General features: G+C 61.4%; 24 protein-coding genes. 13 read left to right on the forward strand and 11 right to left on the reverse strand.

The window, feature by feature from the left end; all coding sequences use genetic code 11:
• The first annotated feature begins 7 nt into the window (after positions 1–7).
• From CSQ92_RS25420 to CSQ92_RS25440, 5 genes are all read left to right on the forward strand, one after another.
• On the forward strand, positions 8–622 hold the full coding sequence (locus CSQ92_RS25420) for an ABC-type transport auxiliary lipoprotein family protein (RefSeq protein WP_034781341.1): 615 nt from the start codon (positions 8–10) through the stop codon (positions 620–622).
• On the forward strand, positions 619–1,806 hold the full coding sequence (locus tag CSQ92_RS25425) for a VanZ family protein (RefSeq protein WP_034781338.1): 1,188 nt from the start codon (positions 619–621) through the stop codon (positions 1,804–1,806). Before CSQ92_RS25420 ends, CSQ92_RS25425 begins: the two co-directional genes overlap by 4 nt.
• 40 nt (positions 1,807–1,846) lie before the next feature.
• Positions 1,847–2,164 (forward strand): (2Fe-2S) ferredoxin domain-containing protein, encoded by a 318-nt coding sequence (locus CSQ92_RS25430; protein ID WP_034781335.1) that lies wholly within the window; start codon positions 1,847–1,849, stop codon positions 2,162–2,164.
• Positions 2,165–2,199: 35 nt separating this feature from the next.
• Positions 2,200–2,853 carry an alpha/beta hydrolase gene (locus tag CSQ92_RS25435; RefSeq protein ID WP_070280179.1) on the forward strand — a complete coding sequence of 218 codons (654 nt, stop codon included), beginning with the start codon at positions 2,200–2,202 and terminating at the stop codon, positions 2,851–2,853.
• A gap of 114 nt (positions 2,854–2,967) precedes the next feature.
• Positions 2,968–4,113: a D-alanyl-D-alanine carboxypeptidase family protein gene (locus tag CSQ92_RS25440; protein WP_034754313.1), complete on the forward strand. Its 1,146-nt coding sequence runs from the start codon at positions 2,968–2,970 to the stop codon at positions 4,111–4,113.
• 63 nt (positions 4,114–4,176) lie between these two features.
• Here the strand turns inward: CSQ92_RS25440 and CSQ92_RS25445 are convergent, their stop codons facing one another.
• Genes CSQ92_RS25445 through CSQ92_RS25455 form a run of 3 tightly spaced genes read right to left on the reverse strand, consistent with a single transcriptional unit; the run spans position 4,177 to position 8,095 of the window.
• The gene (locus CSQ92_RS25445; protein WP_099395735.1) at positions 4,177–5,562 is read right to left on the reverse strand and encodes a cytochrome c; all 1,386 of its coding nucleotides are present in this window, start codon (positions 5,560–5,562) and stop codon (positions 4,177–4,179) included.
• Between the two features lie 14 nt (positions 5,563–5,576).
• Positions 5,577–7,364, reverse strand: coding sequence for a GMC family oxidoreductase (locus tag CSQ92_RS25450; RefSeq protein WP_052140055.1), 1,788 nt, complete (start codon positions 7,362–7,364; stop codon positions 5,577–5,579).
• Between the two features lie 38 nt (positions 7,365–7,402).
• Positions 7,403–8,095, reverse strand: coding sequence for a gluconate 2-dehydrogenase subunit 3 family protein (locus tag CSQ92_RS25455; RefSeq protein ID WP_070258739.1), 693 nt, complete (start codon positions 8,093–8,095; stop codon positions 7,403–7,405).
• Between the two features lie 251 nt (positions 8,096–8,346).
• On the opposite strand from CSQ92_RS25455, the gene CSQ92_RS25460 reads away from it, so the two are divergent.
• The gene (locus tag CSQ92_RS25460) at positions 8,347–8,889 is read left to right on the forward strand and encodes a TetR/AcrR family transcriptional regulator (RefSeq protein ID WP_143450432.1); all 543 of its coding nucleotides are present in this window, start codon (positions 8,347–8,349) and stop codon (positions 8,887–8,889) included.
• Positions 8,890–8,942: 53 nt separating this feature from the next.
• On the forward strand, positions 8,943–9,869 hold the full coding sequence (locus CSQ92_RS25465) for an aldo/keto reductase (RefSeq protein WP_070258735.1): 927 nt from the start codon (positions 8,943–8,945) through the stop codon (positions 9,867–9,869).
• 3 nt (positions 9,870–9,872) lie between these two features.
• Here the strand turns inward: CSQ92_RS25465 and pssA are convergent, their stop codons facing one another.
• Positions 9,873–10,613 carry a CDP-diacylglycerol--serine O-phosphatidyltransferase gene (gene pssA / locus CSQ92_RS25470; protein WP_225243950.1) on the reverse strand — a complete coding sequence of 247 codons (741 nt, stop codon included), beginning with the start codon at positions 10,611–10,613 and terminating at the stop codon, positions 9,873–9,875.
• A 268-nt stretch (positions 10,614–10,881) separates the two neighbouring features.
• Here pssA and CSQ92_RS25475 point away from each other — a divergent pair, with 268 nt between their 5' ends.
• A complete protein-coding gene (locus tag CSQ92_RS25475; RefSeq protein ID WP_306532438.1) occupies positions 10,882–11,832 on the forward strand; it encodes a CAP domain-containing protein in 951 nt (316 codons plus the stop codon).
• A gap of 105 nt (positions 11,833–11,937) precedes the next feature.
• On the forward strand, positions 11,938–12,573 hold the full coding sequence (locus CSQ92_RS25480; RefSeq protein ID WP_034781319.1) for an Hpt domain-containing protein: 636 nt from the start codon (positions 11,938–11,940) through the stop codon (positions 12,571–12,573).
• 9 nt (positions 12,574–12,582) lie between these two features.
• On the opposite strand, the gene CSQ92_RS25485 is transcribed toward CSQ92_RS25480, so the two are convergent.
• The gene (locus CSQ92_RS25485; protein WP_034781317.1) at positions 12,583–12,780 is read right to left on the reverse strand and encodes a hypothetical protein; all 198 of its coding nucleotides are present in this window, start codon (positions 12,778–12,780) and stop codon (positions 12,583–12,585) included.
• Positions 12,781–12,959: 179 nt separating this feature from the next.
• Between CSQ92_RS25485 and CSQ92_RS25490 the strand changes: the two genes are divergently transcribed.
• Positions 12,960–14,657 carry a M1 family metallopeptidase gene (locus CSQ92_RS25490; protein WP_099395737.1) on the forward strand — a complete coding sequence of 566 codons (1,698 nt, stop codon included), beginning with the start codon at positions 12,960–12,962 and terminating at the stop codon, positions 14,655–14,657.
• Between the two features lie 23 nt (positions 14,658–14,680).
• Here the strand turns inward: CSQ92_RS25490 and CSQ92_RS25495 are convergent, their stop codons facing one another.
• The 6 genes from CSQ92_RS25495 to rpmH form a co-directional block, all read right to left on the reverse strand.
• On the reverse strand, positions 14,681–14,980 hold the full coding sequence (locus CSQ92_RS25495) for a hypothetical protein (protein ID WP_143450433.1): 300 nt from the start codon (positions 14,978–14,980) through the stop codon (positions 14,681–14,683).
• Positions 14,981–14,989: 9 nt separating this feature from the next.
• A complete protein-coding gene (gene mnmE / locus CSQ92_RS25500; RefSeq protein WP_070258729.1) occupies positions 14,990–16,369 on the reverse strand; it encodes a tRNA uridine-5-carboxymethylaminomethyl(34) synthesis GTPase MnmE in 1,380 nt (459 codons plus the stop codon).
• A gap of 185 nt (positions 16,370–16,554) precedes the next feature.
• Entirely contained in the window at positions 16,555–18,285 is a 1,731-nt protein-coding gene (gene yidC, locus CSQ92_RS25505) for a membrane protein insertase YidC (protein WP_070258727.1), read from the reverse strand.
• A gap of 11 nt (positions 18,286–18,296) precedes the next feature.
• Positions 18,297–18,557, reverse strand: coding sequence for a membrane protein insertion efficiency factor YidD (gene yidD, locus CSQ92_RS25510; RefSeq protein WP_034754335.1), 261 nt, complete (start codon positions 18,555–18,557; stop codon positions 18,297–18,299).
• Entirely contained in the window at positions 18,554–18,991 is a 438-nt protein-coding gene (gene rnpA, locus CSQ92_RS25515) for a ribonuclease P protein component (protein WP_071653349.1), read from the reverse strand. The genes yidD and rnpA overlap by 4 nt, the downstream gene beginning before the upstream one ends.
• Positions 18,992–19,014: 23 nt before the next feature.
• Positions 19,015–19,149: a 50S ribosomal protein L34 gene (gene rpmH / locus CSQ92_RS25520; RefSeq protein ID WP_010401996.1), complete on the reverse strand. Its 135-nt coding sequence runs from the start codon at positions 19,147–19,149 to the stop codon at positions 19,015–19,017.
• A 513-nt stretch (positions 19,150–19,662) separates the two neighbouring features.
• Here rpmH and dnaA point away from each other — a divergent pair.
• The 3 genes from dnaA (at position 19,663) to gyrB (ending at position 24,966) form a co-directional block, all read left to right on the forward strand.
• Positions 19,663–21,057, forward strand: a complete 1,395-nt coding sequence (gene dnaA, locus CSQ92_RS25525) for a chromosomal replication initiator protein DnaA (RefSeq protein ID WP_034781304.1) — start codon at positions 19,663–19,665, stop codon at positions 21,055–21,057.
• Between the two features lie 150 nt (positions 21,058–21,207).
• Positions 21,208–22,314 carry a DNA polymerase III subunit beta gene (dnaN, locus tag CSQ92_RS25530; RefSeq protein ID WP_034754341.1) on the forward strand — a complete coding sequence of 369 codons (1,107 nt, stop codon included), beginning with the start codon at positions 21,208–21,210 and terminating at the stop codon, positions 22,312–22,314.
• A 153-nt stretch (positions 22,315–22,467) separates the two neighbouring features.
• Complete coding sequence (gene gyrB / locus CSQ92_RS25535) at positions 22,468–24,966, forward strand: DNA topoisomerase (ATP-hydrolyzing) subunit B (RefSeq protein WP_034781301.1); 2,499 nt, start codon at positions 22,468–22,470, stop codon at positions 24,964–24,966.
• Positions 24,967–25,065 lie beyond the last annotated feature (99 nt).

Genomic DNA, 25,065 nt, shown 5'->3' on the forward strand with positions numbered 1-25,065 from the left:
ACACCGCATGCCTATCCCACGCAATCTCAGCGCACTCGTCCTGGCCGCCGCATTCCTGCTGGGCGGTTGCGCCAGCCGCGGCCCCGTCCCCACGTTTTATGATTTCGGCCCGGCCGCGCCGCTGGCCGCCGCGCAGCCGGCGGCGCCAGCCGTGCCCGTGCTGGTAATCGCCGACGCCAACGGTCCATCCTGGCTGGACAGCCAGCGCATGTATTACCGCTTGCTGTACGCCGATGCGCAGCAATCGCGCCCGTACGCCTACAACCGCTGGAACACGCCGCCGCTGCAACTGCTGAGCCAACGCCTGAAAACCCGCGTGGCGCAAAGCGGCGTGAAAGTGCTGTCGACCACGGACGCGGCCGCCGGCATGCCCCTGCTGCGCATCGACGTCGATGATTTTTCGCAAGCTTTCGATACGCAGACGCAGAGCAGCGGCCATGTCTCGCTGCGCGCCTCGCTGTTCCGCGGCCACCGCCTGATCGACCAGAAAACCTTCAGCCGCAGCGGCCCGGCAAGCAGCGCCGACGCGCAAGGGGGCGCGCAGGCGCTGGCGGCGGCCTCGGACGCCATCGCCGCTGACCTGCTGACCTGGCTGGGCACGCTGACCATCCCGAAAGAATGACGGCGCCAGCTTCCCCCGCCAGTCCGGCGGCACCACTGCCGCCCGTCCGCTCCTCGCCCGTGTCGCGCGCGACCCTGCTCGCCTACGTCTTCCTGATCGTGTACGCCAGCTGGTTTCCATTCACGGGTTGGCACAGCAATGGCCTGTCGCCGCTGACGTTCCTGGAAAACACGCGCATGCCCCGCTACTGGACGGGCTTTGACGTGGGCATCAATGTCGTCGGCTACATCCCGCTGGGCGCCTTGATCGTGTATTCACTGTTTCCACGCATCACGGGTTTCTTTGCCGTCATCGTCGCCAGCCTGTGCGGCATGTTGATTTCCGGCAGCATGGAAGCCGTGCAAACCTATTTGCCCAGCCGCGTATCGTCGAATCTGGACTTTTATACGAATTCGGCCGGCTGCTGCATCGGTTCCATCATCGGCGCCCTGACGGCGCGCAAGCTGCTCGACCATAGCCATTTGTACCGCTTGCGCCAGCGCTGGTTTGCCCAGCACGCCAGCCAGGGCCTGGTGCTGGTGGCCCTGTGGCCGCTGGCGCAGATCTATCCGCAAGGCTATCTGTTCGGCCTGGGCCAGCTGCTGCCCATCCTGTCGGACTGGCTGTCGCGCCTGGCGGGCATGGAGATCGACCTGGCCACGTATCTGCGTCCCGACGTGATCTTAACTGTCGAGCAATATTGGCTTTCGGAAACCATTATCACGGCGTGCGGCATGACGGGCGCCGTGCTTACCTTGCTGTGCCTGCTGCGCCGCGCGGCGCCCCGCACCGTGCTGATGCTGATCCTCATCGCCGCCGCCCTGACCGTGCGCTCGATGGCCAGCGCGCTGCTGTTTTCGCCCGAAAACGCCTTCGTCTGGATCACGCCGGGCGCCCAGGGCGGTTTCCTGATCGGCCTGATCATGCTGGGCGGCCTGGCGTTCGCCCCGCACGTGGCGCAGCGCCGCATCGCGGCCGCCACCTTGCTGCTGAGCCTGGTGATGGTGAATACGACGCCGATCAACCCGTACTTCATGTCAACCTTGCAAGGCTGGGTGCAAGGCAAGTTCCTGAACTTCAATGGCGCGGCGCAATTCCTCGCCTTGCTGTGGCCCTTCATGGCCCTGTGGTTCCTGTGTCTGCCCTCGCACCGCCTGAACCGGCAGGAGGACGTGCAGCGCCAGCGTCGCGAAGACCACCCATAAGCGTTATCATGGCGCATTGATGAATCAGCAGGAGAATAGTATGAGCGACGCACCGTATTTTGAACGCCACGTTTTTTTCTGCATGAATAAACGTGAAGACGGCCGCAACAGCTGCGGCGACCATGGCGCGGAAGCGGCGCAAAAGCATTGCAAGCGCCGCATCAAGGAACTCGACATGAATGGCGCGGGCAAGATCCGCATCAACCAGGCCGGCTGCATGGACCGCTGCGAAGAAGGCCCGCTGCTGGTGATCTACCCGGAAGCGACCTGGTACACCTATGTCGACACCAGCGATATCGATGAAATCATCGATACGCACCTGGTGGGCGGCAAAATTGTCGAACGCCTCAAGATTTAATGCCAATTTAAGAGATACCCACCAGTATGAGCATCATGAACAGAAACTCGGAAAAATTTACCCTCGCCGGCCATGCAGGCAGCATGGAAGGCTTGCTCGATTTCCCGGCAGACACCCCGCGCGGCATCGCCCTTGTGGCCCATCCGCATCCGCTGTATGGCGGCACGATGGATAACAAGGTCACGCAAACCCTGGCGCGCGCGTTTGTCGCCCTCGGTTACGTGGTAGCGCGCATCAACTTCCGCGGCGTCGGCGCTTCCGAAGGCGTGCATGACCATGGCGCGGGAGAGACGGACGACATGCAATTGCTGTATGAACACATGCGCGGCCTGTACCCGGGCTTGCCCGTGGCCTTGTCCGGTTTCTCGTTCGGCACCTTCGTGCAATCGAAACTGCAGGAGCGCCTGGCTGCCGCAGGCACACCCGCCGAGCGCCTGGCGCTGATCGGCAGCGCGGCCGGCAAGTGGGCCATGGCCGATATTCCCGCCGACACCATCTTGATCCACGGCGAACTGGACGACACGATTCCCCTGTCCGCCGTCTTCGACTGGGCCCGTCCACAAGACATTCCCGTGATCGTGATCCCCGGCGCCGACCACTTTTTCCACCGCAAGCTCAACCACATCAAGAACCTCGTGATTGCCCTGTGGCATGGTGACAAACCCGCAATCGCAGCAGATGATCATTGAAGTGTGGGCTTACTAGCGCCTCCACGGCTATAATTGATCCGTTTTTTCCACGCGGCCATGCAGGTAGCAACAGCATGGCCCTCAGCCTTCATCTTTTTCTCGCAGACCAGCCCCATGAAAAAACTTTTAGCGGCACTGGCCTCCAGTGTATTTTTCTTTTCCGCCGCCTACGCCCAGAGCGTGCCAGCCCCGACCATCGCCGCCAAGTCCTGGCTGTTGCTTGACGCCACCAGTGGCCAGATCATTGCGTCGCAAGATCCGGACGCGCGCATCGAGCCGGCATCGTTGACCAAGATCATGACGGCTTACCTGACGTTTGCCGCCATCCGCGAAAAGAAACTGGCACTGGACCAAAAAGTGAACGTGTCCGTGCGCGCCTGGAAAGTCGATTCGAGCAGCTCGAAGATGTTCATCGACCCGGCTACCCCTGTCTCGATCGACGATTTGCTGCACGGCCTGATGATTCAATCGGGTAACGACGCCGCCGTGGCGCTGGCTGAAGCCGTTGCTGGCGATGAAGGCACGTTCGTCGTGCTGATGAATCGCGAAGCGCAACGCATGGGCTTGAAAAACACGCGTTTTGCCAATCCGCATGGCTTGCCTAGCCCCGATAACTATTCCACGGCGCAAGACCTGTCCGTGCTGGCCAAGCGCGTGATCGCCGACTACCCGGAATTCTACAAAATCGATTCCATCAAAAGTTTTACGTACAACAAGATTACCCAGCCTAACCGCAACCGCCTGCTGTGGCTGGACCCAACCGTCGATGGCATGAAGACGGGCCACACGGAAGCGGCCGGCTATTGCATGATCGCGTCGGCCCGCCGTCCAGGCGGCACGGGCGAGCGCCGTCTGATCTCCGTGGTGCTGGGCACCTCGTCGGACCAGGCCCGCACGCAGGAAAGCCAGAAGCTGCTGAACTGGGGCTTCCAGAACTTCGATACGGTCAAGCTGTACTCGAAGGGCCAGGCCGTGGCCACGCCGGAAGTGTGGAAGGGCTCGAAAGGCACCGTGAAAATCGGTTTCGCCCGCGATGTGCTCGTCACCGTACCCAAAGGCACGGCTGCCAAGATGAAACCGGTGCTGGAACGCAAGGACCCGCTGGTCGCGCCATTGGCTGAAAACGCCCCTGTCGGCAAACTGAAAATGATGGTCGACGACAAGGTCCTGCTGGAACTGCCTGTCGTGGCGCTGGAAACCATCAACCAGGCCACGATCTTCGGCCGCGCCTGGGATTCGATGCGCCTGTGGATGAAATAAGCAGTTAGCCCCCCCATAAAAAATGCCCGCAGATGCTGCGGGCATTTTTTTCGTCCGTAGACTTTACTTCGCCGGCGCATCCTTCAGGTGCGGCTTGCGCGCCACGGGCGGGAAGGTGCCGTGGCGGCCTGCCGCAAACGTCGCTTCCGTCTGCGATGCCTCCACCGGCACGGACACCTTGCGCACCTTGGCCACCTGCGCCGCCGTTACTGGTGTGCCGCGGTTGCCCCAGCTGGTCTGGATGAAGGTCACCACCTGGGCAGTCTGCTCGTCATTAAAAATGTCGGCATACGGCGCCATCGTCAGCGCCGACGGCGCCGTGCGCGTGGCCGGCACGGCGCCACCCGACAGCACGATGTTGATGGACGACGTAGGATCGTTCGTCTGCAGCACGGCATTGCCGGCCAGCGCAGGGAAAGCCTTGTCGTAGCCCTTGCCGTCGGAGCGGTGGCAGCCGGCGCAGCGGTCCAGGTACAGCTGCGCGCCCTTGGAATTGACGATACCGCTGAACAATTGCTTGCCCAGCTTGTCATCGGCCACGAAGGCCGGCGTGGCTGGATTCGACGGCGGCAGGGACTTCAGGTATTTCGCCATCGCCGCCAGGTCGCCATCCGTCATGTGCTGCATGGAATGGGCCACCACATCGTTCATGGCGCCAAACGATGCCGTATGGCTGTTGCGGCCCGTTTTGAGGAATTCGGCGATCTCCGCCGCGCTCCAGCGCGCCAGGCCGCCGCCATGCTCATTGCGCAGCGAGGGCACGGACCAGCCGTCGATGACGCCGCCGCCGGCCAGGAAGGTGGTATTACCCTCGTCCGTCAGCGATTTTTCCTGCATGCCCACACCGCGCGCCGTATGGCAGGCGCCGCAGTGGCCCAGGCCCTGCACCAGGTAGGCGCCGCGCAGCAATTGCGCGTCGCCCGTGGCTGGCGCCTTGTAGGGCTGCGGCGTGGGGGCAAACGCCCAGCGCCAGATGGTCAAGGGGAAACGCATCGATAGCGGCCATGGAATATCGGCCGCCTTGTTCGGCGTCGGGTCCGCCTTCACGCCATGCATGAAGTAGGCGTACAGGGCCTGCATATCCGCCTCGCTCAGGCGCGAGTACGACGGGTACGGCATGGCCGGATACACGGTGTAGCCGTGCTTGGTCACGCCGGTACGCATCAGTTTGTCGAAATCGGCAAAGCTCCAGTCGCCTATGCCGGCCTTTTTATCCGGCGTGATATTCGTGGAATACACCTTGCCGATCGGTGTTTCCATGCCCAGGCCGCCCGCGAACGGCTGGCCTTTCGTGCCGGCCGTATGGCAGGCGATGCAGTCGCCGGCGCGGGCCAGGTATTCGCCCTGGCGTATCAGCTGGGCGTTCGGGGTGGTGGTGGCGGCGTTGGAGGCACTGGAGGCGAGCGCCAGCAACAGCGCGCCCACGGTATGGGTGAATGTGTTGTTCATCTTCTTGTTCTTTATCAGGCGACCAGGGGACGGGGATCTTTCAGGTATTGCTCGCGGATGGCCTTGGCCGACCAGTAGGTCAGCGCGCAAGCGAGGCCCGTCGGGTTGTAGCCGATACCGACCGGGAACACGCTGGAACCGACGGCAAACACGTTGTGCACGTCCCAGCTCTGCAGATAGCGGTTGACGACGCTGGTCTTGCGATCCGCGCCCATGGCCGTGCCGCCCGCCCAGTGGGTAGTCTGGTAGTTGCGCAAGTCGAGGTGGTCGCCCACGCTCTTGACGGACACCTTGATCGCTTCCGGATTCATGGCCTCGGCCACCTTCATCATCTTGTCGGTGACGAAACGGCTCATCTTGATATCGTTTTCCTTCCAGTCGAAGGTAAAGCGCAGCAATTGCTGGCCATACTTGTCCGTGTAGGTCGGGTCGAGGTCGACATAGCAGTCGCGATACGTCATGTTGGCGCCGTGACAGTCGAAGGAGACCGTGTTCAGATAGCTCTTCTTGACGGCTTTTTTCCAGGCAGAACCCCAGGCGGGCGTGCCGTCCGGCGTGGCGATGCCCGAGATGGGCTTAGAGCCGGCCGGGTTGCACCAGGCGGGCGAGCCGCCGACAAAGCCCAGCGGGCCATGGTCGAAATTGTCGCCATTCCAGTCATCGAGGGCGACGCCCGTGCCGCCGGCGCCGATGAAGGGGTTGGTGTTCGTGTCTTCCTTGAAGAAGGTCTGGATGGTGGACATCATCTGGTAGGCGATATTGCGCCCCACCACGCCTTCATTGCTGACGGGGTCGTACGGCTTGCCGATGCCCGAGAGCAAAAACAGATGCGCGTTGTTGTAGGCAAAGGCACTGGCGATGACCAGGTCGGCCGGCTGCTCGACGGCCTTGCCGTCCGCATTGATGTAGGTTACGCCGGTAGCGCGTTTCTTGCTGCCGTCGAGATTGATGCGCACGACGTTGCAATTGGCGCGCAATTCAAAATTGGAGACCATGCGCAGGGCCGGCATGATGTTGACGTTGGGCGACGCCTTGGAATAGTTGTAGCAGGCGTAACCGGAGCAGAAACCGCAGAAATTGCACGGTCCCATCTGGCAGCCATAGGGGTTCGTGTACGGGCCGGACGCGTTCGACGAAGCGTTGACGAACGGGTGATAACCGACGGCCTTGGCCGCGCGGCGGAACAGTTCGGCCGTGTACGGCACTTTTTGCGGCGCCAGCGCGTAATTGTCGGAGCGGTCGCCCTCGAACACATTGCCGTCGCCGACGACGATGCCGTTGACCTTATACGCCTGGCCCGAAGTGCCGAAGACTTTTTCCACGAAATCGAAGTGCGGCTCCAGCTCGGCGTAGGTCACGCCGAAGTCCTGGATCGTCATGCCTTCGGGGATGAATTTCTTGCCGTAGCGGCGTTCGTAGTGGCTGCGGATTTGCAGCTCTTCCGGCAAGACGCGCCAGTGCATGCCCGACCAGTGCAAGCCCGCGCCGCCCACGCCCGTGCCGGGCTTGAAGGCGCCGATCTGGCGGTACGGCACGGCCACGCCCGTGATGCTGTGGCGGAAGGTGAACGTGCTCTTCGACATATCCTGGAACAGCTTGCTGCGCTGGATGTAGGTCAGCTCGTCGAGGGTCTTCGGATAGGCGCCGTCGGGATAGGTGTCGCGGTACTCGCCGCGTTCCAGCGCGACCACGTTCAGGCCCGCTTCCGTCATTTCCTTGGCCATGATGGCGCCGGTCCAGCCAAAGCCGACAATCACGGCATCGACAGGCTTCATTTTTACATCTGGTTTGATATCACTCATGATGGTTTTTCTTTTTCTTTGATCTGCTACAAAAAGTCTTATGCGATAGAAACAGGCGGCAGCGGGTATTTCTTGCCATACTGTTCCACCCAATCCATGTAATCTGCGCGCGCGCCGGGGAATCCCACCATCTTCCAGGCCAGCATGTCCTTGTTGCCACCGTGGACGGGGTCGCAAAAGTAGCCTTCGCGCGTGTTTTGCAGCAACTGGTTGAAGAAGACCTTGGCCGGCACTGCGCCGATGTCCAGGCTTCCCTTTTGCAATTGCGTGATGACGGCGTCGCGCTCGGCCGCATTCAGCTGCACGAAAGGCTTGCCGGACTGTTTATTGACGGCTGCATTGACGCCGGCCAGGGCGCTCTTGTACAGCTCGCGCGGCGCCATGTGGAACTGGTAGCCGAACTGTTCGATCGAGGGCACGAACGGCCCCTGCATGTACCACAGCGCGCCATACGCGTACGGCGTGTTCATCTGCAAGTCGATGAATTCATGCGCACCCGATTCCAGCGCGCCCGGCCCTTCGCCGTCGGCCGGGATCAGCCGGTCGACCAGTGCGCACAATGTGGCCCATTCGGTGGCGTCGAAAAAGCGCGGTTTGTAGGCAGGCTGGTCCTTGGAGACGGCCATGGCCAGGCCGCCGCCGGCGCCGGCCAGCAAGGCCACGGCAGGCGCGGCGCCGACGGCCTTGCGCAGGAAGTTACGCCGGTGGGGCGAAATCCCGATGATTTTCATAGGTTTTCCTCAGGCGGCACGAGCCGCCACAGTGATGGATGTGGGAGTCAGAAAGAAAATGCGGGCACGCGCCGCTGAGATTGCAGATTTCACGTAGAGATGACTGGAGTATCGCGGCGCGCTGCATCAACCTGCCGGTTAATTGACCAACATGATTGACAAGCAGTTGCTTTGCATTTACGGTACGCATCGTACCATAATTAAAAGAAACATTCAGAGACAGGTTCGACGTGATTAAAAAAGAGGCAGCGGTGCGTGGCCGCCCGCGCAAGGCGGGCGTGGAAGATGCGGTACTGGAAGCGATCGTCATGCTGGTGCGCCAGCATGGGCTCGACGCCGTGACGATACAGATGGTGGCCAACGTGGCCGGCGTGGGGCGTCAGACGATCTACCGGCGCTGGCCGCGCCGCGAAGACATGCTGCTTGACGCGCTCGTCAAGCGCACGGCGGAAAAGCTGCAGCGCGCGCTCGACATGCCGGACGGCCAGGAAATCGAGGCGATCTGCGCGCGCATCTTCGACAACCTGAACGCCGATGGCCGCTTCACCTGCGATCTCCTGGTGCTGATCCACAATGATGCGGCGGCGCAGCTGCGCTTCCGCGAGCAGATCGTCGCGCCGTGGATCACCCTGGTGGTGCAGCGCCTGGTCAATATCGGCGTGCGCGCCGACCTCGATCTGCGCCTGTTTGCCTTCATGCTGCAATCGGCGCTGGTGTACCAGATGCAACTGGGCGGCCAGCTCGACGCTACCCTGCAGGAACGTTGCTGCCGCTTTATACGCAGCATGCTGTAGCACTGGATATAATCGGGGCGTCACCTTCTTCGCCACCATCAGAAAGCCAGCCCATGAGCCATGTATTTCCCGCCAGCCTGCAAGCGCCGCGCAGCCGTTTAAGCAGCAACGGTCCCGAACTGTCGCGCATCGTCGCCGGCATGTGGCGCATCGGCGAGTGGAATATGTCGGCGCAGCAGCGCCTGGCCTTCATCGAGCAATGCCTGGCGCTGGGCGTGACCAGTTTCGACCATGCCGATATCTATGGCGATTACAGCGCCGAAGGCCTGTTCGGCGAAGCGCTGGCCCTGCAGCCGGGCTTGCGCGACAAGATGGAACTGGTCAGCAAATGCGGCATCAAGCTGCTGTCGCCGCACCGGCCCGGCCACGCCATCCAGCATTACGACACGAGCGCGGCGCACATCACCAGTTCCGTGGAACACACCTTGCGCCAGTTGCACACGGACCGCCTGGACTTGCTGCTGATCCACCGTCCCGACCCCCTGATGGATTTTGACGAGATCGCAGGCGCCTTCACCCAGCTGCAGCAGGCGGGCAAGGTCTTGCACTTTGGCGTGTCGAATTTCAGCCGCCACCAGTTCGAGTGCCTGCACCGGCGCTTCCCACTGGTGACGAACCAGGTGGAGTTTTCGCCGCTGCACGTGGCGCCCCTGTTCGACGAAACCTTCGACGGCTTGCAGGATGTGGGGGTGGCGCCGATGATCTGGTCGCCGCTGGCCGGTGGCCGCCTGTTCCAGGGCGGCGACGCGAATGTGGAGAATTTGCGCAATGTCATCAAGCAGATCGCCGACCAGCTGCAGCGTCCGTTTGCCAGCGTGGTGTTTGCTTGGATCATGCAACTGCCATGCCGTCCCCTGCCGCTGACGGGCACGGGCCGCATCGAGGCCGTGGGCGTGGCCGTGGAAGGCACGCAGTTCACGCTCAGCCGCAGCGACTGGTTCGCCATCCTGCGTGCCGCGCGCGGGCACGAGGTGGCTTAGAATTTAATCGATCTCGTCAGGGTCGTTGAATACCTGCGGCAGCGCAATACCGCGCCAGCCCAGGTACCACGCCAGGTTGAGCAGCAGGGTGGCGGCGATGTAGACGGCGAAGAACAGCGCGAAGAAGCTGGTCTTCAGCCACACCAGCAGGGCGATGGCGACGATCAGCACCAGCAGCGCGGCCAGGCTTTTCTTTTGCTTGGAGCTGGGGAAACGCAAGGTCGACACCATCAGGCTGCCCACGCCCACCAGCAGCAGCATCAGCAGATAGCTGTGCAGCATGGAATCGATGGGCGCCGGCCACGCCACCACCACGGCCGCCACGCAAGCGGCCCCGGCCGTGATAGGCATGCCGACGAAATACAGGGGATCGGTACGCCCCACGTTCACATTGAAACGCGCCAGGCGCATGGCGCCGCACGCGACAAAGAAGAAGCTGGCCATGCCGCCAAAGCGCAGCAGCAGCGGATCGTGCACGCCCATCTGCACAAAACCGTAGCAGTACAACAGGACGGCCGGGGCGCAGCCGAAATTCATCACGTCGGCGATGGAATCGAGCTGCACGCCAAACTGCGAACTGGTGTTCGTCAGGCGCGCGACATAGCCGTCGAGCGCATCGAACACACCCGCGAGTACCAGCAAGGCGGCGGCCAGGCGGTAGGCATCCGCGTCGCCGACAGTCGCGTTATCGACGGAAATGACGATGCTGGCAAAACCGCAGGCTATCGAAAGCAAAGTCACCATGCTGGGCAAGGCGTACTTGGCGCGCTGCAGGCGCGACTTGGGCAATGTGTTCAAATTTGTGGGCAATCAAAGAAATCGGTAATGAGGCTACGCAGCGGCAAACGCTGCACTATGCTCATTCTACCCTGCGCAGCTGCGGCACCGTCCGCGCACGAGCGCGCGACATATCTTGTCATGGATGCTCTACGGCATATAAAAATGCCTTAGAATCGTTTTACAGGGCAGCACGTTGGCTTACCGCTGTCCGCCTACCTATACAGGAGTCAACTTGATTGTCTCGTCACTGCGTTGGAAATACTGGATACCCGCCCTGCTGAGCGCAGCCCTGCTGAGCGCCTGTGGTGGCGGCGATAGCGGCGACAAGACGTCGCTGAGCACCTCGACCCCGGCCGGGCAGCTGACACAGGAGCCCGGTGCTCCCGTCCTCAGCAACAATATTGCCACCGATGGCTTCAACTGGTTCAACTACCGGCGCAGCCAGATCGGCCTGTCGCCAATGGTGCGCAATGGCTTGATCGACAGCGCGGCCCTGGGCCATTCCAACTACTTGAATCTCAACAATACAGTGGCGCACGAGCAAGTGCAGGGCAAGCCCGGCTTTACCGGCGTCAAACTGGGCGACCGCCTGGCCAAGGCCGGCTACGTCGTCACGTCGCTGCAGGGCGAAGTCATCGCCGGCGCCAGCAATACGTCCGGCTTTTACCTGGCCGAGGAACTGGTCACGGCCATTTATCACCGCTTCGTCATTTTCGAGCCCCTCTTCAAGGAAGGGGGCGCGGGCGCGGCCGTCAGTGGCGCCGGCTATGCGTATTTCACCACCGACCTGGCCGGTAACCGCAGCTATGGCTCCGGGCTGGCGGCAGGGAAAATCGTCACCTACCCATTCGGCGGCCAGCAAAAGGTAGCCGTCAATTTTTCCAGCGATAACGAAGCACCCGATCCCGTGCCGAACCAGGACGTGGTCGGCTACCCGATCAGCGTGCATGCCAACTACGGCACGACCGTCAGCGTGACGGCGTTCAGCGTGCGCCAGCGCGGTGCCGCCGCGGACTTGACGGTGCGCCTGCTCACCAGCGGCAATGATGCACATACGCCAGTCTCGGCCGCGTCCATCATCCCGCTGGCGCCGCTGCTGGCGAACACGGCCTATGACGTGAGTTTCATCGGCAAAGTCAATGGTGCGGACGTCACGCAGAGCTGGTCATTCACGACACGCTAGCGATTTTGCCGACTGCCAAGCGGGCGCAGCGTCGGGTACGACTGGATGTAGAATAGCTGTTCCTGCTTTACGGCAATTGACAAGTTTTCGGGCGCTCTGCACAGCATGCTGAAACCACACGCCACTTGCGATGATGATGCCGCCGTTGCGGCATCCGACATGGTCCGCATTCTCGATGTCGAGAACGGACTGGGCCGCATCATGGGCGACCGCATCCTGTACCTGAAAATCCTGCGCCGCTTCCTGCATGACCACGGCACCACGCCGTGCCAGATCCGCGCCGAATTCGACACGGGCAACTATGCCTCCGCGCGCCTGAAGGCGCATACCTTGAAGGGCGCCGCCGGCATGATCGGTGCGCGCCACGTGCATGGCCTGGCCGAAACGCTGGAGTCGGCACTGCGTGCGCAAGCGCCCGACCTGGCCCGGCAAATGCTGCAGCTGGAACTGGCGCAGGATCAATTGCTGGGCGCGGTCAGCAGCATGCTGGGCACGCCGGAGGCAACCCACACGGCGGCGCAGGACGTGGCGCCCGATCCGGCCGCGCCCGCCATACAGCTGCTGCTGGCGCGCCTGGCCAGCCATCTGCGCGAAGGCGACGGGGCGGCCATCGACATCCTGGAAAACTCGGCCAGCCTGCTGGCGGCCAGCCTGGGCGTCAACGTCTATCAGGAAGTGGCAGCCGCCGCGCACGAGTTCGATTTCGACGGCGCGCTGGCGGCACTGCTGCGGCGCCGCTAGTTTCCACGCTCAACGGTGGTATTGCGCCTCTTCCGCGTAAGCCATGCCGCAACTCTTGCCGCAAAAGCGGCGCACGGCGTCGAGCGGCTTGTCGCAGTACCAGCACGCGCCTTTTGGCGGCAAGGTAGCGATCAATTCCGGCATGGCGGGCAATGCCGCCAGCACCTCTCCCTCGCGTTCCACGACGTCCGGCTGTTTGCTGTCCATGGCGCTTCCTTTCCTAGCGGCACTTCAAGGCCGCTCAGCAAGATTACGTCAGCACAGTTTGAAGCCCATGACATTTCTCAACGGCGGCCCCGCTTGCCCCATCGGCACTTTGAAATTTCCAAACGACAACGTTATCACTTCACACTACAATCAGTGTTCCGTTCACTTGCGCGCTCGCCATGAAACACATCCCTCTGCTACTCTCCTGCTTGCTGCTCAGCGCCTGCGCCACGCGCGCGCCCACCGCCTATACCCTCAATTCGGGCGCCGAACGCACGCCGGAGCAATTGGCGGTGGTGTTCGAACACGCCGACCTGACCTTGCGCATCGATCCGGCCAGCCGCAGCATCGCCGGCGACGCGCGCCTGACCTTCCTGGCCACGCAGCCGATCTCGCGTTTCGCGCTGGACCTGGACCGCAACCTGCCGGTCGATGCCATCGAAATCGACGGCAAGGCGCTGCGGCCGCAAGACTATACCAACCCGGACGGGCGCCTGAGCATGACCTTGCCGGCCACCCTCGCGGCAGGCGCGCGCACCACCATCCGCATCGTCTACCACGGCGTGCCGCACGTCGCCGTGAAAGCGCCGTGGGATGGCGGCATGGTGTGGTCGAGCACGGCCGATGGCGCGCCGTGGATCGCCAGCGCCGTGCAGGGCGAGGGCTGCGACCTGTTCTGGCCCTGCATCGACCATCCGATGGGCAAGGCCCAGCTGATCGACCAGCATATCCAGGTACCGGCGCCGCTGGTGGCGGCCGGCAACGGCATCGCGCTCGGCATGGATGAGGCCGACGGCTGGCGCACCTGGCACTGGCGCGCCAAACACCCGAGCACGTATGGCATCGCCCTCAACGTGGCGCCCTACCGCAGCCTGCAGGGCGAGTATGCGAGCCGCTACGGCAACCGCATCCCCCTGCAGTTCTGGTACTTGCCGGAAAGCGAGGCGAAGGCGGGCGCCCTGTTCGCGGAATTGCCGCCCATGCTAGATTTTTTTGAAAGCGTCATCGGCCCCTACCCGTTTGGCGATGAAAAAGTCGGTATCGCCGAAACGCCGCACAAGGGCATGGAACACCAGACCATCAATGCCTATGGCAACAAATTCGCCAAGACCAGCTATGGCTACGATGAACTGCTGCAGCATGAATTCGCGCATGAATGGTTCGGCAACCAGCTGACCAACAGCAACTGGGACGATATGTGGCTGCACGAAGGCTTCGGCACGTATATGCAACCGCTGTACATGCAGTATCTGCGGGGAGAACAGGAGTATTTTGCTTCGTTGCAGCAAATGCGCGCCGGCATCGTCAACAAGGCCCCCATGGTCTCGGGCAAGCCGAAAAGCGAGGAAGAAGTCTACGACCTGAAGAAGGGCGGGCCGGGCGGCGACATTTATGTGAAAGGGGCGCTGGTGCTGCACACCTTGCGCGGCCTGATCGGCGACGACGCGTTCTTCCGCGCCGTGCGCCTGCTCGTCTACGGCACGGAACGACCGCAGCCGGGCCAGTTCCAGCCGCGCTATGGCAGCACGACGGAGTTCATGGCCATCGTCAACAAAGTCACGGGCAGCAATTACGACTGGTTCTTCCAGGCCTATCTGTACCAGGCCGCGCTGCCGGAACTGTCCGCCGTGCGTGACGGCGACACCCTGCGCCTGCTATGGAAGACACCTGCCGACATTGCCTTCCCGATGCCGGTGGAAGTACGTATCGGCAAGGAAATCCATACCGTTTCCATGTCGCTGGGCTTTGGCGAACTGCCCCTGCCGGCTGGCGCCACGTACACGCTCGACCCGCACTCGCGCGTGCTGCGCCGCGCAGAGCATATCGAAACGTTCCAGAAATTCAGGGAAGAGCAGGCCAAGCACAAGAAGAGCTGAGCTGCCGCAAGTCAGGGCAGCCGCTATTTCCGGAAACTGCGCACCGCGTCATTGGCATTATCGGCAATGATTTTTTGCAGCGTCGGCTGCCCTGCATACTTGGCGGACAGCCGTTTCCACTGCCGCTGCGCCTTCCCGCACGAGTCGGCCACGGCTTGCGTGATCTCACGCTGGCGCGCCTTGTCGTTGTCATCCCATTCGCCGGCAAAGTGTTCGCACATTTGCGCATGCTCAATGAACTGCGCCACGTCGCGCGGCAGCTTTTCCTCTGCCTGAGCCAGCAAGGGTAGACAGCACAGTGCGGCAGCAATCAACATTTTCATCGCTTCCCCTTACTTGCCGATACAGAAACGGCTGAAGATCACGCCCAGCAGATCGTCAGGCGAAAACTCGCCCGTGATGCTCGACAGCTGCACCTGCGCCAGGCGCAGTTCTTCGGCGAACAGGTCCAGCGACTGGTCGTCCTGCGCCGCGTGCTCGGCGGCGATGTCCAGGTGCTTGCCGGCCGATTTCAAGGCGATCAGATGGCGTTCGCGCGCCAGATACAGCGATTCGCCCGTCTGCTGCCAGCCGGCGATGCGCAAGAGCTCGGCGCGCAAGAGGTCAATGCCGATGTGCTCGTGCGCCGACAGATACACGTGCGTGGCATCGGGCAAGCTGTCGACGCTGGGCTTGTGGCCCGACAGGTCGATCTTGTTCCACACGCGCACCACGGGCACGCCTTCGGGGAAGGCGGCAACGATGGTTTCATCGGCCAGGGTGGGGCCATGGTCGGCATCCAACAGGTGCAGGATCACGTCGGCCTTGCCGATCTCTCCCCACGTGCGTTCGATGCCGATGCGCTCGACGGCGTCGATGGTGTCGCCCGCGCTGCGGATGCCGGCCGTGTCGATGATGTTGAGCGGAATGCCCTCGATCTGGATGGTTTCGCTGACCTTGTCGCGCGTGGTGCCGGCGATCGGCGTAACGATCGCCACGTCGGCGCCCGCCAGCGCGTTCAGCAGCGACGACTTGCCCACGTTGGGCTGGCCCGCCAGCACGACATTGAGGCCTTCGCGCAGCAGCGCGCCCTGCGCCGCCTGCGCAAACACTTTATGCAACGCTTCGATGACGGCCTTCAATTGACCGCGCGCATTCGATTTTTCCAGGAAATCGATTTCTTCTTCCGGGAAATCCAGGGTTGCTTCAACCAGCATGCGCAATCCCGTCACCTGCTCCACCAGCGCGTGGATCGTGTTGGAAAACGCGCCCGACAGCGATTGCGAAGCGGACTTGGCGGCCGCTTCCGTGGAGGCATCGATCAGATCGGCCACGGCTTCGGCTTGCGCCAGATCAAGCTTGTCATTCAAAAACGCGCGGCGCGTGAATTCGCCCGGTTCGGCCAGGCGCAAGCCGCTGTCACGGCCCGCTTCCAGCACGCGCGCCAGCAGCAGCTGCAGCACCACGGGGCCGCCATGGCCCTGCAATTCCAGCACGTCTTCGCCCGTGTACGAATGCGGACCCTTGAAGTGGATGGCGATGCCCTGGTCGATGATGGCGCCGTCGCTTTCCGTGAATGGTAGATAGGTGGCGTGGCGCGGTTTCAGTTGCTGCGCGCCGAACAGGGCGGCCATCAAAGGGGCGAGATTTTTGCCGGAGGCGCGTACCACGCCGATGCCGCCGCGTCCGGGAGCGGTGGCGATGGCGGCGATAGGGGAAGAGTCGAGTTTCATGGGGATATTGTAATAGGTACGGCAAGGGAAGGTGCAGCAACGTAGGTCGGCTTAGCGCGCAGCGCGTAAGCCGACGCAGCACACGCTGGCGATAGTGTCGGATTACGCGTGGCCTTGCCACGCTAATCCGACCTACAAGAATTAAAAAGCCCGCACTAGGCGGGCTTTCTGGTCGCTGGCCGGACTTACTTGACGGCAGGCGCGTATTTCTTGGTGATCACCCATTGCTGGCCGATCGACAGGACGTTGTTGACGACCCAGTAGAGTACCAAGCCCGACGGGAAGAAGAAGAACATCACCGAGAATGCCAGTGGCATGAACAGCATCATCTTCGCTTGCATCGGATCGGCCGGGGCCGGGTTCAGCTTGGTCGTGATGAACATCGAGATCGCATACAGCACGGGCAGGATGCACCATGGGTCATGCTGGGCCAGGTCGGTGATCCAGCCGATCCATGGCGCGCCGCGGATTTCCACGGACGCGTTCAAGACCCAGTACAGGGCGATAAAGACGGGCATCTGGATCAAAATCGGCAGGCAGCCGCCCAGCGGATTGATCTTTTCCGTCTTGTACAGCTCCATCGTGGCCTGGTTCATCTTTTGCGGATCGCCCTTGAAGCGTTCGCGGATGGCTTGCATCTTCGGCGTGACCAGTTTCATCTTGGCCATGCTGCGGTAGCCGGCGGCCGACAGCGGGAAGAACAGCAGCTTGATCAGGATCGTGAAGGCGATGATGGTCCAGCCCCAGTTGCCCAGCACGCTGTGGATCTGTTCCATGACCCAGAACATCGGCTTGGCGATGATGGTCAGCCAGCCATAATCCTTGACCAGTTCCAGGCCAGGCGAGACGTTTTCCAGCAGATGCGCGATTTGCGGACCCGAGTACAGCTTGCTGTCCATGCTGGCCGAGGCGCCAGGCGCCAGGGTAGGCAGGGGCAGCACGTTGCCGATGGCGTACAGGTTGGGGCCGACCTTCTTCGTGAAGATGTCGCGCTTGGCGTTCTCAGGCGGAACGAAAGCGGACACGAAGAAGTGTTGTGAAATCGCAAACCAGCCGCCATTCGCCGTCGCCGGGTGCAAGCCCTTCATGGCATTGTCGTTGCCCTTCTTCTCGTCTTCTGCAGCCGCTTTTTCGATTTTCTCGAACGTCAGCTTCTGGTACTTGTCCTGTGGCGTGTACAAGGTCGGACCAGTGAAGCTGCTGTTGAAGAACGAATCGCCGACCGGCTTGTTGCCGTCATGGGTCAGTTGCAGATACAGCTGCGGCGTGACAGGCGCCGCGCCCACGTTGGACACGTCGTGGCGCACGTCGATGACGTAGTCGCCGCGCTTGAAGGTAAACGTCTTGGTCAGCTTGACGCCGCCTTCTACCGCTTCCATCACCAGTTGGATCTGCTTGCCATCGGCCAGGGTACGTACGCCAGGCTGCACAGTGAAGCCGCTCGCGTGGGTAGGGAATGGACCGCCGACCAGGCCCGATTGCGCCAGGTAGGTGTGGTTCGCGCCTTCGTCGAACAGCACTTCGTTTTGCTTGCCGTCGTCCGGCTGGCACCATTTGAACAGGCCGAAGCAACCGCCGAACCAGCCCGGATTGCCCGCGCCCTTGAATTTCAGCAATTCCAGACGCTTGACCTGGCCGCCCAGGGTGTCGATATCGACCTTGATGACGTCGGTGGTGATGGTAATCACTTCGCGCTTGAACGCGGCGGGATCGACAGCCTCGCCCGGCAGGGCAGGCACGCCTGCCGCAGCTGGCAGGGCAGCCGTCTTGGCAGGGGTCGCAGGCGCCTTGGCGGTTTGTTCCGTGTTCGCGGAGAACATCGACGGCTTGCCGTTCGAGATCATCCATTCGTTCCAGAGAATTACCAGCGAGACGGAAAACACGATCCACAGGATGGTACGTTTATTGATATCCATTAGGGTATTTGTCAGGAGTGGTTGCAACCGCAAGCGGTCGTTGAAGATTGTTTGCCATCGGCCGGCGGCACCGGGTCGACGCCCCCTTCATTCCAGGGGTGGCAACGGCACAGGCGCTTGGCAGCCAGCAGGCTGCCCTTGGCCGTGCCGTGCACGCGCAGCGCTTCCATCGCGTAATGCGAACAGCTCGGATAGAAACGGCAATTCTGTCCCAGCATGGGGCTGATCAGCAACTGATAAGCGCGCAGCAGGAACAGCAGCAGGGTTTTCATGGCGCGGATGGTGGTGGCGCAGCAACAGAACGGGCCTGGGCGGCGATTTGCGCCGCGAACAGGCGGCTCAATTCCTCACGCAGCTCGGCTTTGAGCCGGGTCGTGGTGGCCGGGCCATCCTTGCTGTTGACGGCGCGCGACAAACGCACCACGCAGTCGACCGGCGGCATCGCGCTGTTGCGAAACAGCTCGCGCGTGACGCGCTTGATCGTGTTGCGGGTCGCCGCGCGCGGCGCGAAACGCTTGGCCACAACGACGCCCAGCCGCGCATGCGGCAATTGATTGTGTCGGGTGTACAGCACAAAATGCGCTGTTTTTTGCGAAGGGCGCAAACGAAAAACGGATGAAAATTCATCCGTTTTAACGATACGCCGAACGCGCGCGAAGTCGTGTGAACCTTCGCGTTGATTGCCGACTGGAGTACAGCTAGCCACGCGATCAGCTGTCAACGACAAGCCTAGACGGCCAGACGTTTGCGGCCCTTTGCGCGACGTGCGTTGAGCACATCACGGCCACCACGGGTAGCCATACGAGCGCGGAAGCCGTGCGTACGCTTGCGGCGAACGACGGAAGGTTGGTAAGTACGTTTCATGTTGGTCTCGCTAAAAACAAAAAAAATGCAAAATCGGGTCTGACGTCCCGTCAGTTTTTGGTGCCAATGACAATCGCGCACTTATGCCAAGGCACAAGCTGGCCAATCTCATCGCCCGCTTAATCCACGCTTAGTCCATATTGTCGTTCCAAATGAATAAACACGGAATACGGGCGGGGAACCCTGAATTATTCAGCATATGCCCCCCTCTTGTCAAGGATTGCCGTGATCGCCTGGAAATTTGCGCGCCGTCCCCCATCTGCCGGCAAGGCCCCGCCACAGGCCGCGCCAGCACTGCCTGTAACGGGATAACCCGGGGATAAGTCGCCTCTTATGCACACGGCGCCCCACCCCGCCACACAAAAATAACAGCCGTGCCTGTGGATAACTTTCGCAGTCGGGAGTAGAATAGCGCGTTACGTGTGGCGAGCCCTCGCGCGACGCCGGCCTTGCAACACGGTGAACGCAGGGCAGAATCGATACGCCCTCCCACACCTTTTCACATAGACATACATGGATAATTTCTGGCAGGCCTGTTCCGCGCAGTTGGAACTGGAGCTGACACCGCAACAATTCAGTGCGTGGATCAAACCGCTTATCCCTCTCGATTACGAAGAGGGCAAGCTGCGCATTGCTGCGCCCAATCGCTTCAAGCTCGATTGGGTCAAGACCCAGTTCGCCAGCCGCATCACTGCCCTGGCCATTCAGTACTTCGAAGCGCCGACGGAAGTGCAGTTCGTGCTCGACCCGCGCCTGGCCCTGCCGAAGAAACCCGTCACCGCCAGCACCCCGGCCAGCGATCCGAATGGCGGCGCGCCCAGCGCGCGCGCCGCGGAGCCGCAGCCCAGCGTGCCGGAACTGAGCATTGGCGCCGCGCCGCGCCGCGAGCAGAGCCGCATCAACACCGACCTGACCTTCGACAGCTTCGTGACGGGTAAAGCCAACCAGCTGGCGCGCGCCGCCGCCATCCAGGTGGCGAACAATCCGGGCGTGTCGTACAACCCGCTGTTCTTCTACGGCGGCGTCGGCCTGGGTAAGACCCACTTGATCCACGCCATCGGCAACCAGGTGATGGCCGACAATCCGGGCGCGAAGATCCGCTACATCCACGCGGAACAGTACGTTCGCGACGTAGTGACCGCTTACCAGCGCAAGGGTTTCGACGACTTCAAGCATTACTATCACTCGCTCGACATGCTGCTGATCGATGATATCCAGTTCTTTGGCGGCAAGAGCCGCACGCAGGAAGAGTTTTTCTATGCGTTCGAGGCATTAATTGCCGCGAAGAAACAAATCATCATCACCTCGGATACCTATCCGAAGGAAATCACGGGCATGGACGACCGCTTGATCTCGCGCTTCGACTCGGGCCTGACGGTGGCCATCGAACCGCCGGAACTGGAAATGCGCGTGGCGATTCTGCTGAAAAAAGCCAAACAGGAAGGCGTGACCTTCTCTGACGACGTGGCCTTCTTTGTCGCCAAGCATTTGCGCTCGAACGTGCGCGAGCTGGAAGGCGCGCTGCGCAAAATTTTGGCGTATTCGCGTTTCCATGGCAAAGACATCACCATCGATATCGTCAAGGAAGCCCTGAAGGACTTGCTGTCGGTGCAGAACCGCCAGATTTCCGTGGAAAACATCCAGAAAACGGTGGCCGACTTCTTCAATATCAAGGTTGCCGACATGTATTCGAAGCGCCGCCCCGCGAATATCGCCCGGCCGCGCCAGATCGCCATGTACCTGGCCAAGGAATTGACACAGAAGAGCCTGCCAGAAATCGGCGAGCTGTTCGGCGGCCGCGACCACACCACGGTGCTGCATGCCGTGCGCAAGATCGCGCTGGACCGTACCAAGAACCCGGAATGCAACCACGAGTTGCATGTGCTGGAGCAAACGTTGAAGGGCTAAGCACGGCTTTGGCAAGACTGGCTCAAAACGTGCTTTACCCTTATTATCTGGGAGGGCACCGCAGCCGGTCTGTCGGGGCTTCCCATGGCAACAATTGTTAAATTAATACGTTAAACGTCGTACTGTTCAACCTATACATTGAGGATAAATATGCAATTGGTCAAAACCACCCGAGATACCCTTCTCCGGCCACTGCAGATCGTGAGCGGTATTGTCGAGCGTCGGCACACTATGCCGATTCTGGCCAATATCCTCATCCGCAAAGACGGTGAAAATGTCTCCTTCCTGTCGACCGACACCGAAGTGCAGATCACCACGCACGCGGAAATCGGTTCCGGCGCGGACGTCACCGGCACCACCGTGGCCGCGCGCAAGCTGCTGGACATTTTGCGCGCCCTGCCGGAATCGGGCGACGTCACCATGACCCTGCTGAACAAGCGCCTGACCGTGCAAACGGGCAAGTCGCGCTTCGCCCTGCAAACGCTGGCGGCGGAAGAGTTTCCAACCGTGCAACAGGCGGAAAGCTACAACGCGTCCGTCACCCTGCCCCAAAAAACGCTGAAGCACCTGTTCAACATGGTGCATTTCTCGATGGCGCAGCAAGACATCCGCTACTACCTGAACGGCTTGCTGCTGGTTCTGGATGGCAATAATGTCATCGCCGTGGCCACCGACGGCCACCGCCTGGCGTTTTGCCAGGTCGCCACCGAGCAGACGTTCGCGCGCCAGGAAGTGATTATTCCGCGCAAGACCATCATCGAACTGCAGCGCCTGCTGGAAGAGAACGATGAGCCGGTGCAGCTGGACATCGCCGCCAACCAGGTGAAACTGACCTTTGCCGACATCGAGCTGATCTCGAAGCTGGTGGAAGGCAAGTTCCCCGACTACACGCGCGTGATTCCAAAAGGCTACAAAAACGACTTCACCATCGGCCGCGATGAACTGCTGCGCTCGCTACAACGTGCCGCCATCATGACCAGCGACAAGTTCAAGGGCGTGCGCTGCATCATCACCCCGGGCAGCATGAAGATCAGCTCGACCAATGCGGACCAGGAAGAAGCCGTCGAAGAGCTGGAAATCGACTACGGCGGCGACTCCGTCGACATCGGCTTCAACGTGACGTATCTGCTGGACGTGCTGAACAACCTGAAATGCGAATACGTCAACATCGCGCTGGGCGATTCGAACTCGTCCGCCCTGATCTCCATCCCGGACAATGCCGACTTCAAGTATGTCGTCATGCCGATGCGCATCTAAAGACCACAGCAGTGACGTAGGTCGGATTAGCGCAGCGTAATCCGACATGCTGAATCGCCGTCTGTCGGGTTACGCCGTTCCGGCCAACCCGACAGACGGTCATCAGCCAGCAGCCCCGAATCAATCAGCAATCGTTATTTGAGAAAGCAGTCCATGTCCGAGAATCCACAAGACACCCCGATCCAGGCCAAAACGGAAGAATACGGCGCCGCCTCCATCCAGATCCTGGAAGGCCTGGAAGCCGTACGCAAACGCCCGGGCATGTACATTGGCGACACCTCGGACGGCACCGGCTTGCACCATCTGGTATTCGAAGTGCTGGACAACTCGATCGACGAATCGCTGGCCGGCCACTGCACGGAAATCCACGTCACCATCCACAGCGACAATTCGATCTCGATCACCGACAATGGCCGCGGCGTGCCGACCGGCCTGAAAATGGACGACAAGCACGATCCGAAGCGTTCGGCGGCGGAAATCGTCATGACCGAATTGCACGCGGGCGGCAAGTTCGACCAGAACTCGTACAAAGTCTCGGGCGGCTTGCATGGCGTGGGCGTGTCTTGCGTGAATGGCCTGTCGAAACTGCTGAAACTGACCATCCGCCGCGACGGCAAAGTGCATCACATGGAATTCGTGCGCGGCGTGCCGCAAGACCGCCAGATCGTCATGGTCGGCGACATCGCCACCTCGCCGATCAAGGTCATCGGCGACACGGACAAGCGCGGCACCGACGTGCATTTCTGGGCCGATGAAGAGATTTTCACGCACGTAGAATTCCACTATGAAATCCTGGCCAAGCGCATCCGCGAACTGTCCTTCCTGAACAATGGCGTCAACATCAAGTTGTCCGACCAGCGCACGGGCAAGGAAGAAATCTTCGCCTTCGAAGGCGGCACGCGCGGCTTCGTCGAATACATCAACAAGGCCAAATCGGTCTTGCACCCGACCATTTTCCAGGCCACGGGCGAACGCCTGTCGGACCAGGGCACGAACATCTCGGTCGACGTGTCGATGCAGTGGAACGATGCCTACAACGAACAGGTGCTGTGCTTCACGAACAATATCCCGCAGCGCGACGGCGGTACCCACCTGACGGGCTTGCGCGCGGCGATGACGCGCGTGATCAACAAATACATCGATGAACACGAGTTCGCCAAGAAGGCGAAAGTGGAAATCAGCGGCGACGACATGCGCGAAGGCCTGACCTGCGTCTTGTCGGTGAAAGTGCCGGAACCGAAATTCTCGTCGCAGACGAAAGACAAGCTGGTGTCGAGCGAAGTGCGCGGTCCCGTCGAAGAGATCGTCGCCAAGACCCTGGCCGACTACCTGCAGGAAAAACCGAACGACGCCAAAATCATTTGCGGCAAGATCGTCGAAGCGGCGCGCGCGCGCGAAGCGGCACGCAAGGCCCGCGATCTGACGCGCCGCAAGGGTATCATGGACGGCCTGGGCCTGTCGGCCAAGCTGGCCGACTGCCAGGAAAAAGACCCCGCCCTGTGCGAACTGTACATCGTCGAGGGTGACTCGGCAGGCGGCTCGGCAAAACAAGGACGCGACCGCAAGTTCCAGGCCATCTTGCCGCTGCGCGGCAAGGTCTTGAACGTGGAAAAAGCCCGTTTCGAGAAAATGCTGTCGTCGGAGCAGATCACCACCCTGATCGCCACGCTCGGCACCTCGATCGGACCGGACGAATTCAACGTCGAAAAACTGCGCTACCACCGCATCATCATCATGACCGATGCGGACGTCGACGGCGCCCACATCCGTACCCTGCTGCTGACCCTGTTCTACCGCCAGATGCCGCAACTGGTCGAACGCGGCCACATCTACATCGCGCAACCGCCGCTGTACAAGGTGAAGGCCGGCCGCGACGAGCGCTATCTGAAAGATGACGCCGAGGAAGCGAGCTACATGATGACCGTGGCGCTGAACACGGCCGTGCTGGTGCCGCGCACAGGCGCGGAAGGCATTTCCGGCGAGACCCTGACGGAACTGGTGCGCAAGTTCAACCTGTCGAACACCATCATGACCCGTCTGACGCGCGTCATCGACCGCGCCGCCCTGACGGCCATCATGACGGGCGTACAGCTCGACCTGTCGACCCTGGACCTGGCGGAAACCTCCGCCCTGGCCCTGCAGACGGCCATCAACGACAGCGCCGTGCGCGTGCATGTACGTTCCGACGACTTGTCGGAAAAACACATGCTGCGCATCGAGCGCATGCACCACGGCAACGTGAAAGTCAGCGCCATCGACGCCGACTTCGTGCAAGGCCCCGACTACGCCGTACTGAGCAGCGGCGCCGCCACCTTCGAAGGCTTGATCGGCGAAGGCGCGTTTGTCCGCCGCGGCGAAGGCGAGCGCATCAAGGAAATCGCCGTGGTCGACTTCCACCAGGCCATGCAATGGCTGCGCGACGAAGCCGAACGCACCGTCTCGAAACAGCGCTACAAAGGTCTGGGCGAAATGAACCCGGACCAGCTGTGGGAAACAACGATGGACCCGACCGTCCGCCGCCTGCTGAAAGTGCAGATCGAAGACGCCATTGCGGCGGATCAAATCTTCACCACCCTGATGGGCGACGACGTGGAACCACGCCGCGCCTTCATCGAAAACAACGCGCTGCGTGCGGGGAATATCGACGTGTAAGTCAGCGTCCCTGGTTTTCGTTGCAGCCAAGGCGGCCCTCTTCAGGGCCGCTTTTTTTATGCACGCAAGTATCCTGCCGCCAGATTGACATACTTGCCA

The organism is Janthinobacterium sp. BJB446 (genome assembly GCF_002735655.1).
Taxonomy (GTDB): domain Bacteria; phylum Pseudomonadota; class Gammaproteobacteria; order Burkholderiales; family Burkholderiaceae_D; genus Janthinobacterium; species Janthinobacterium lividum.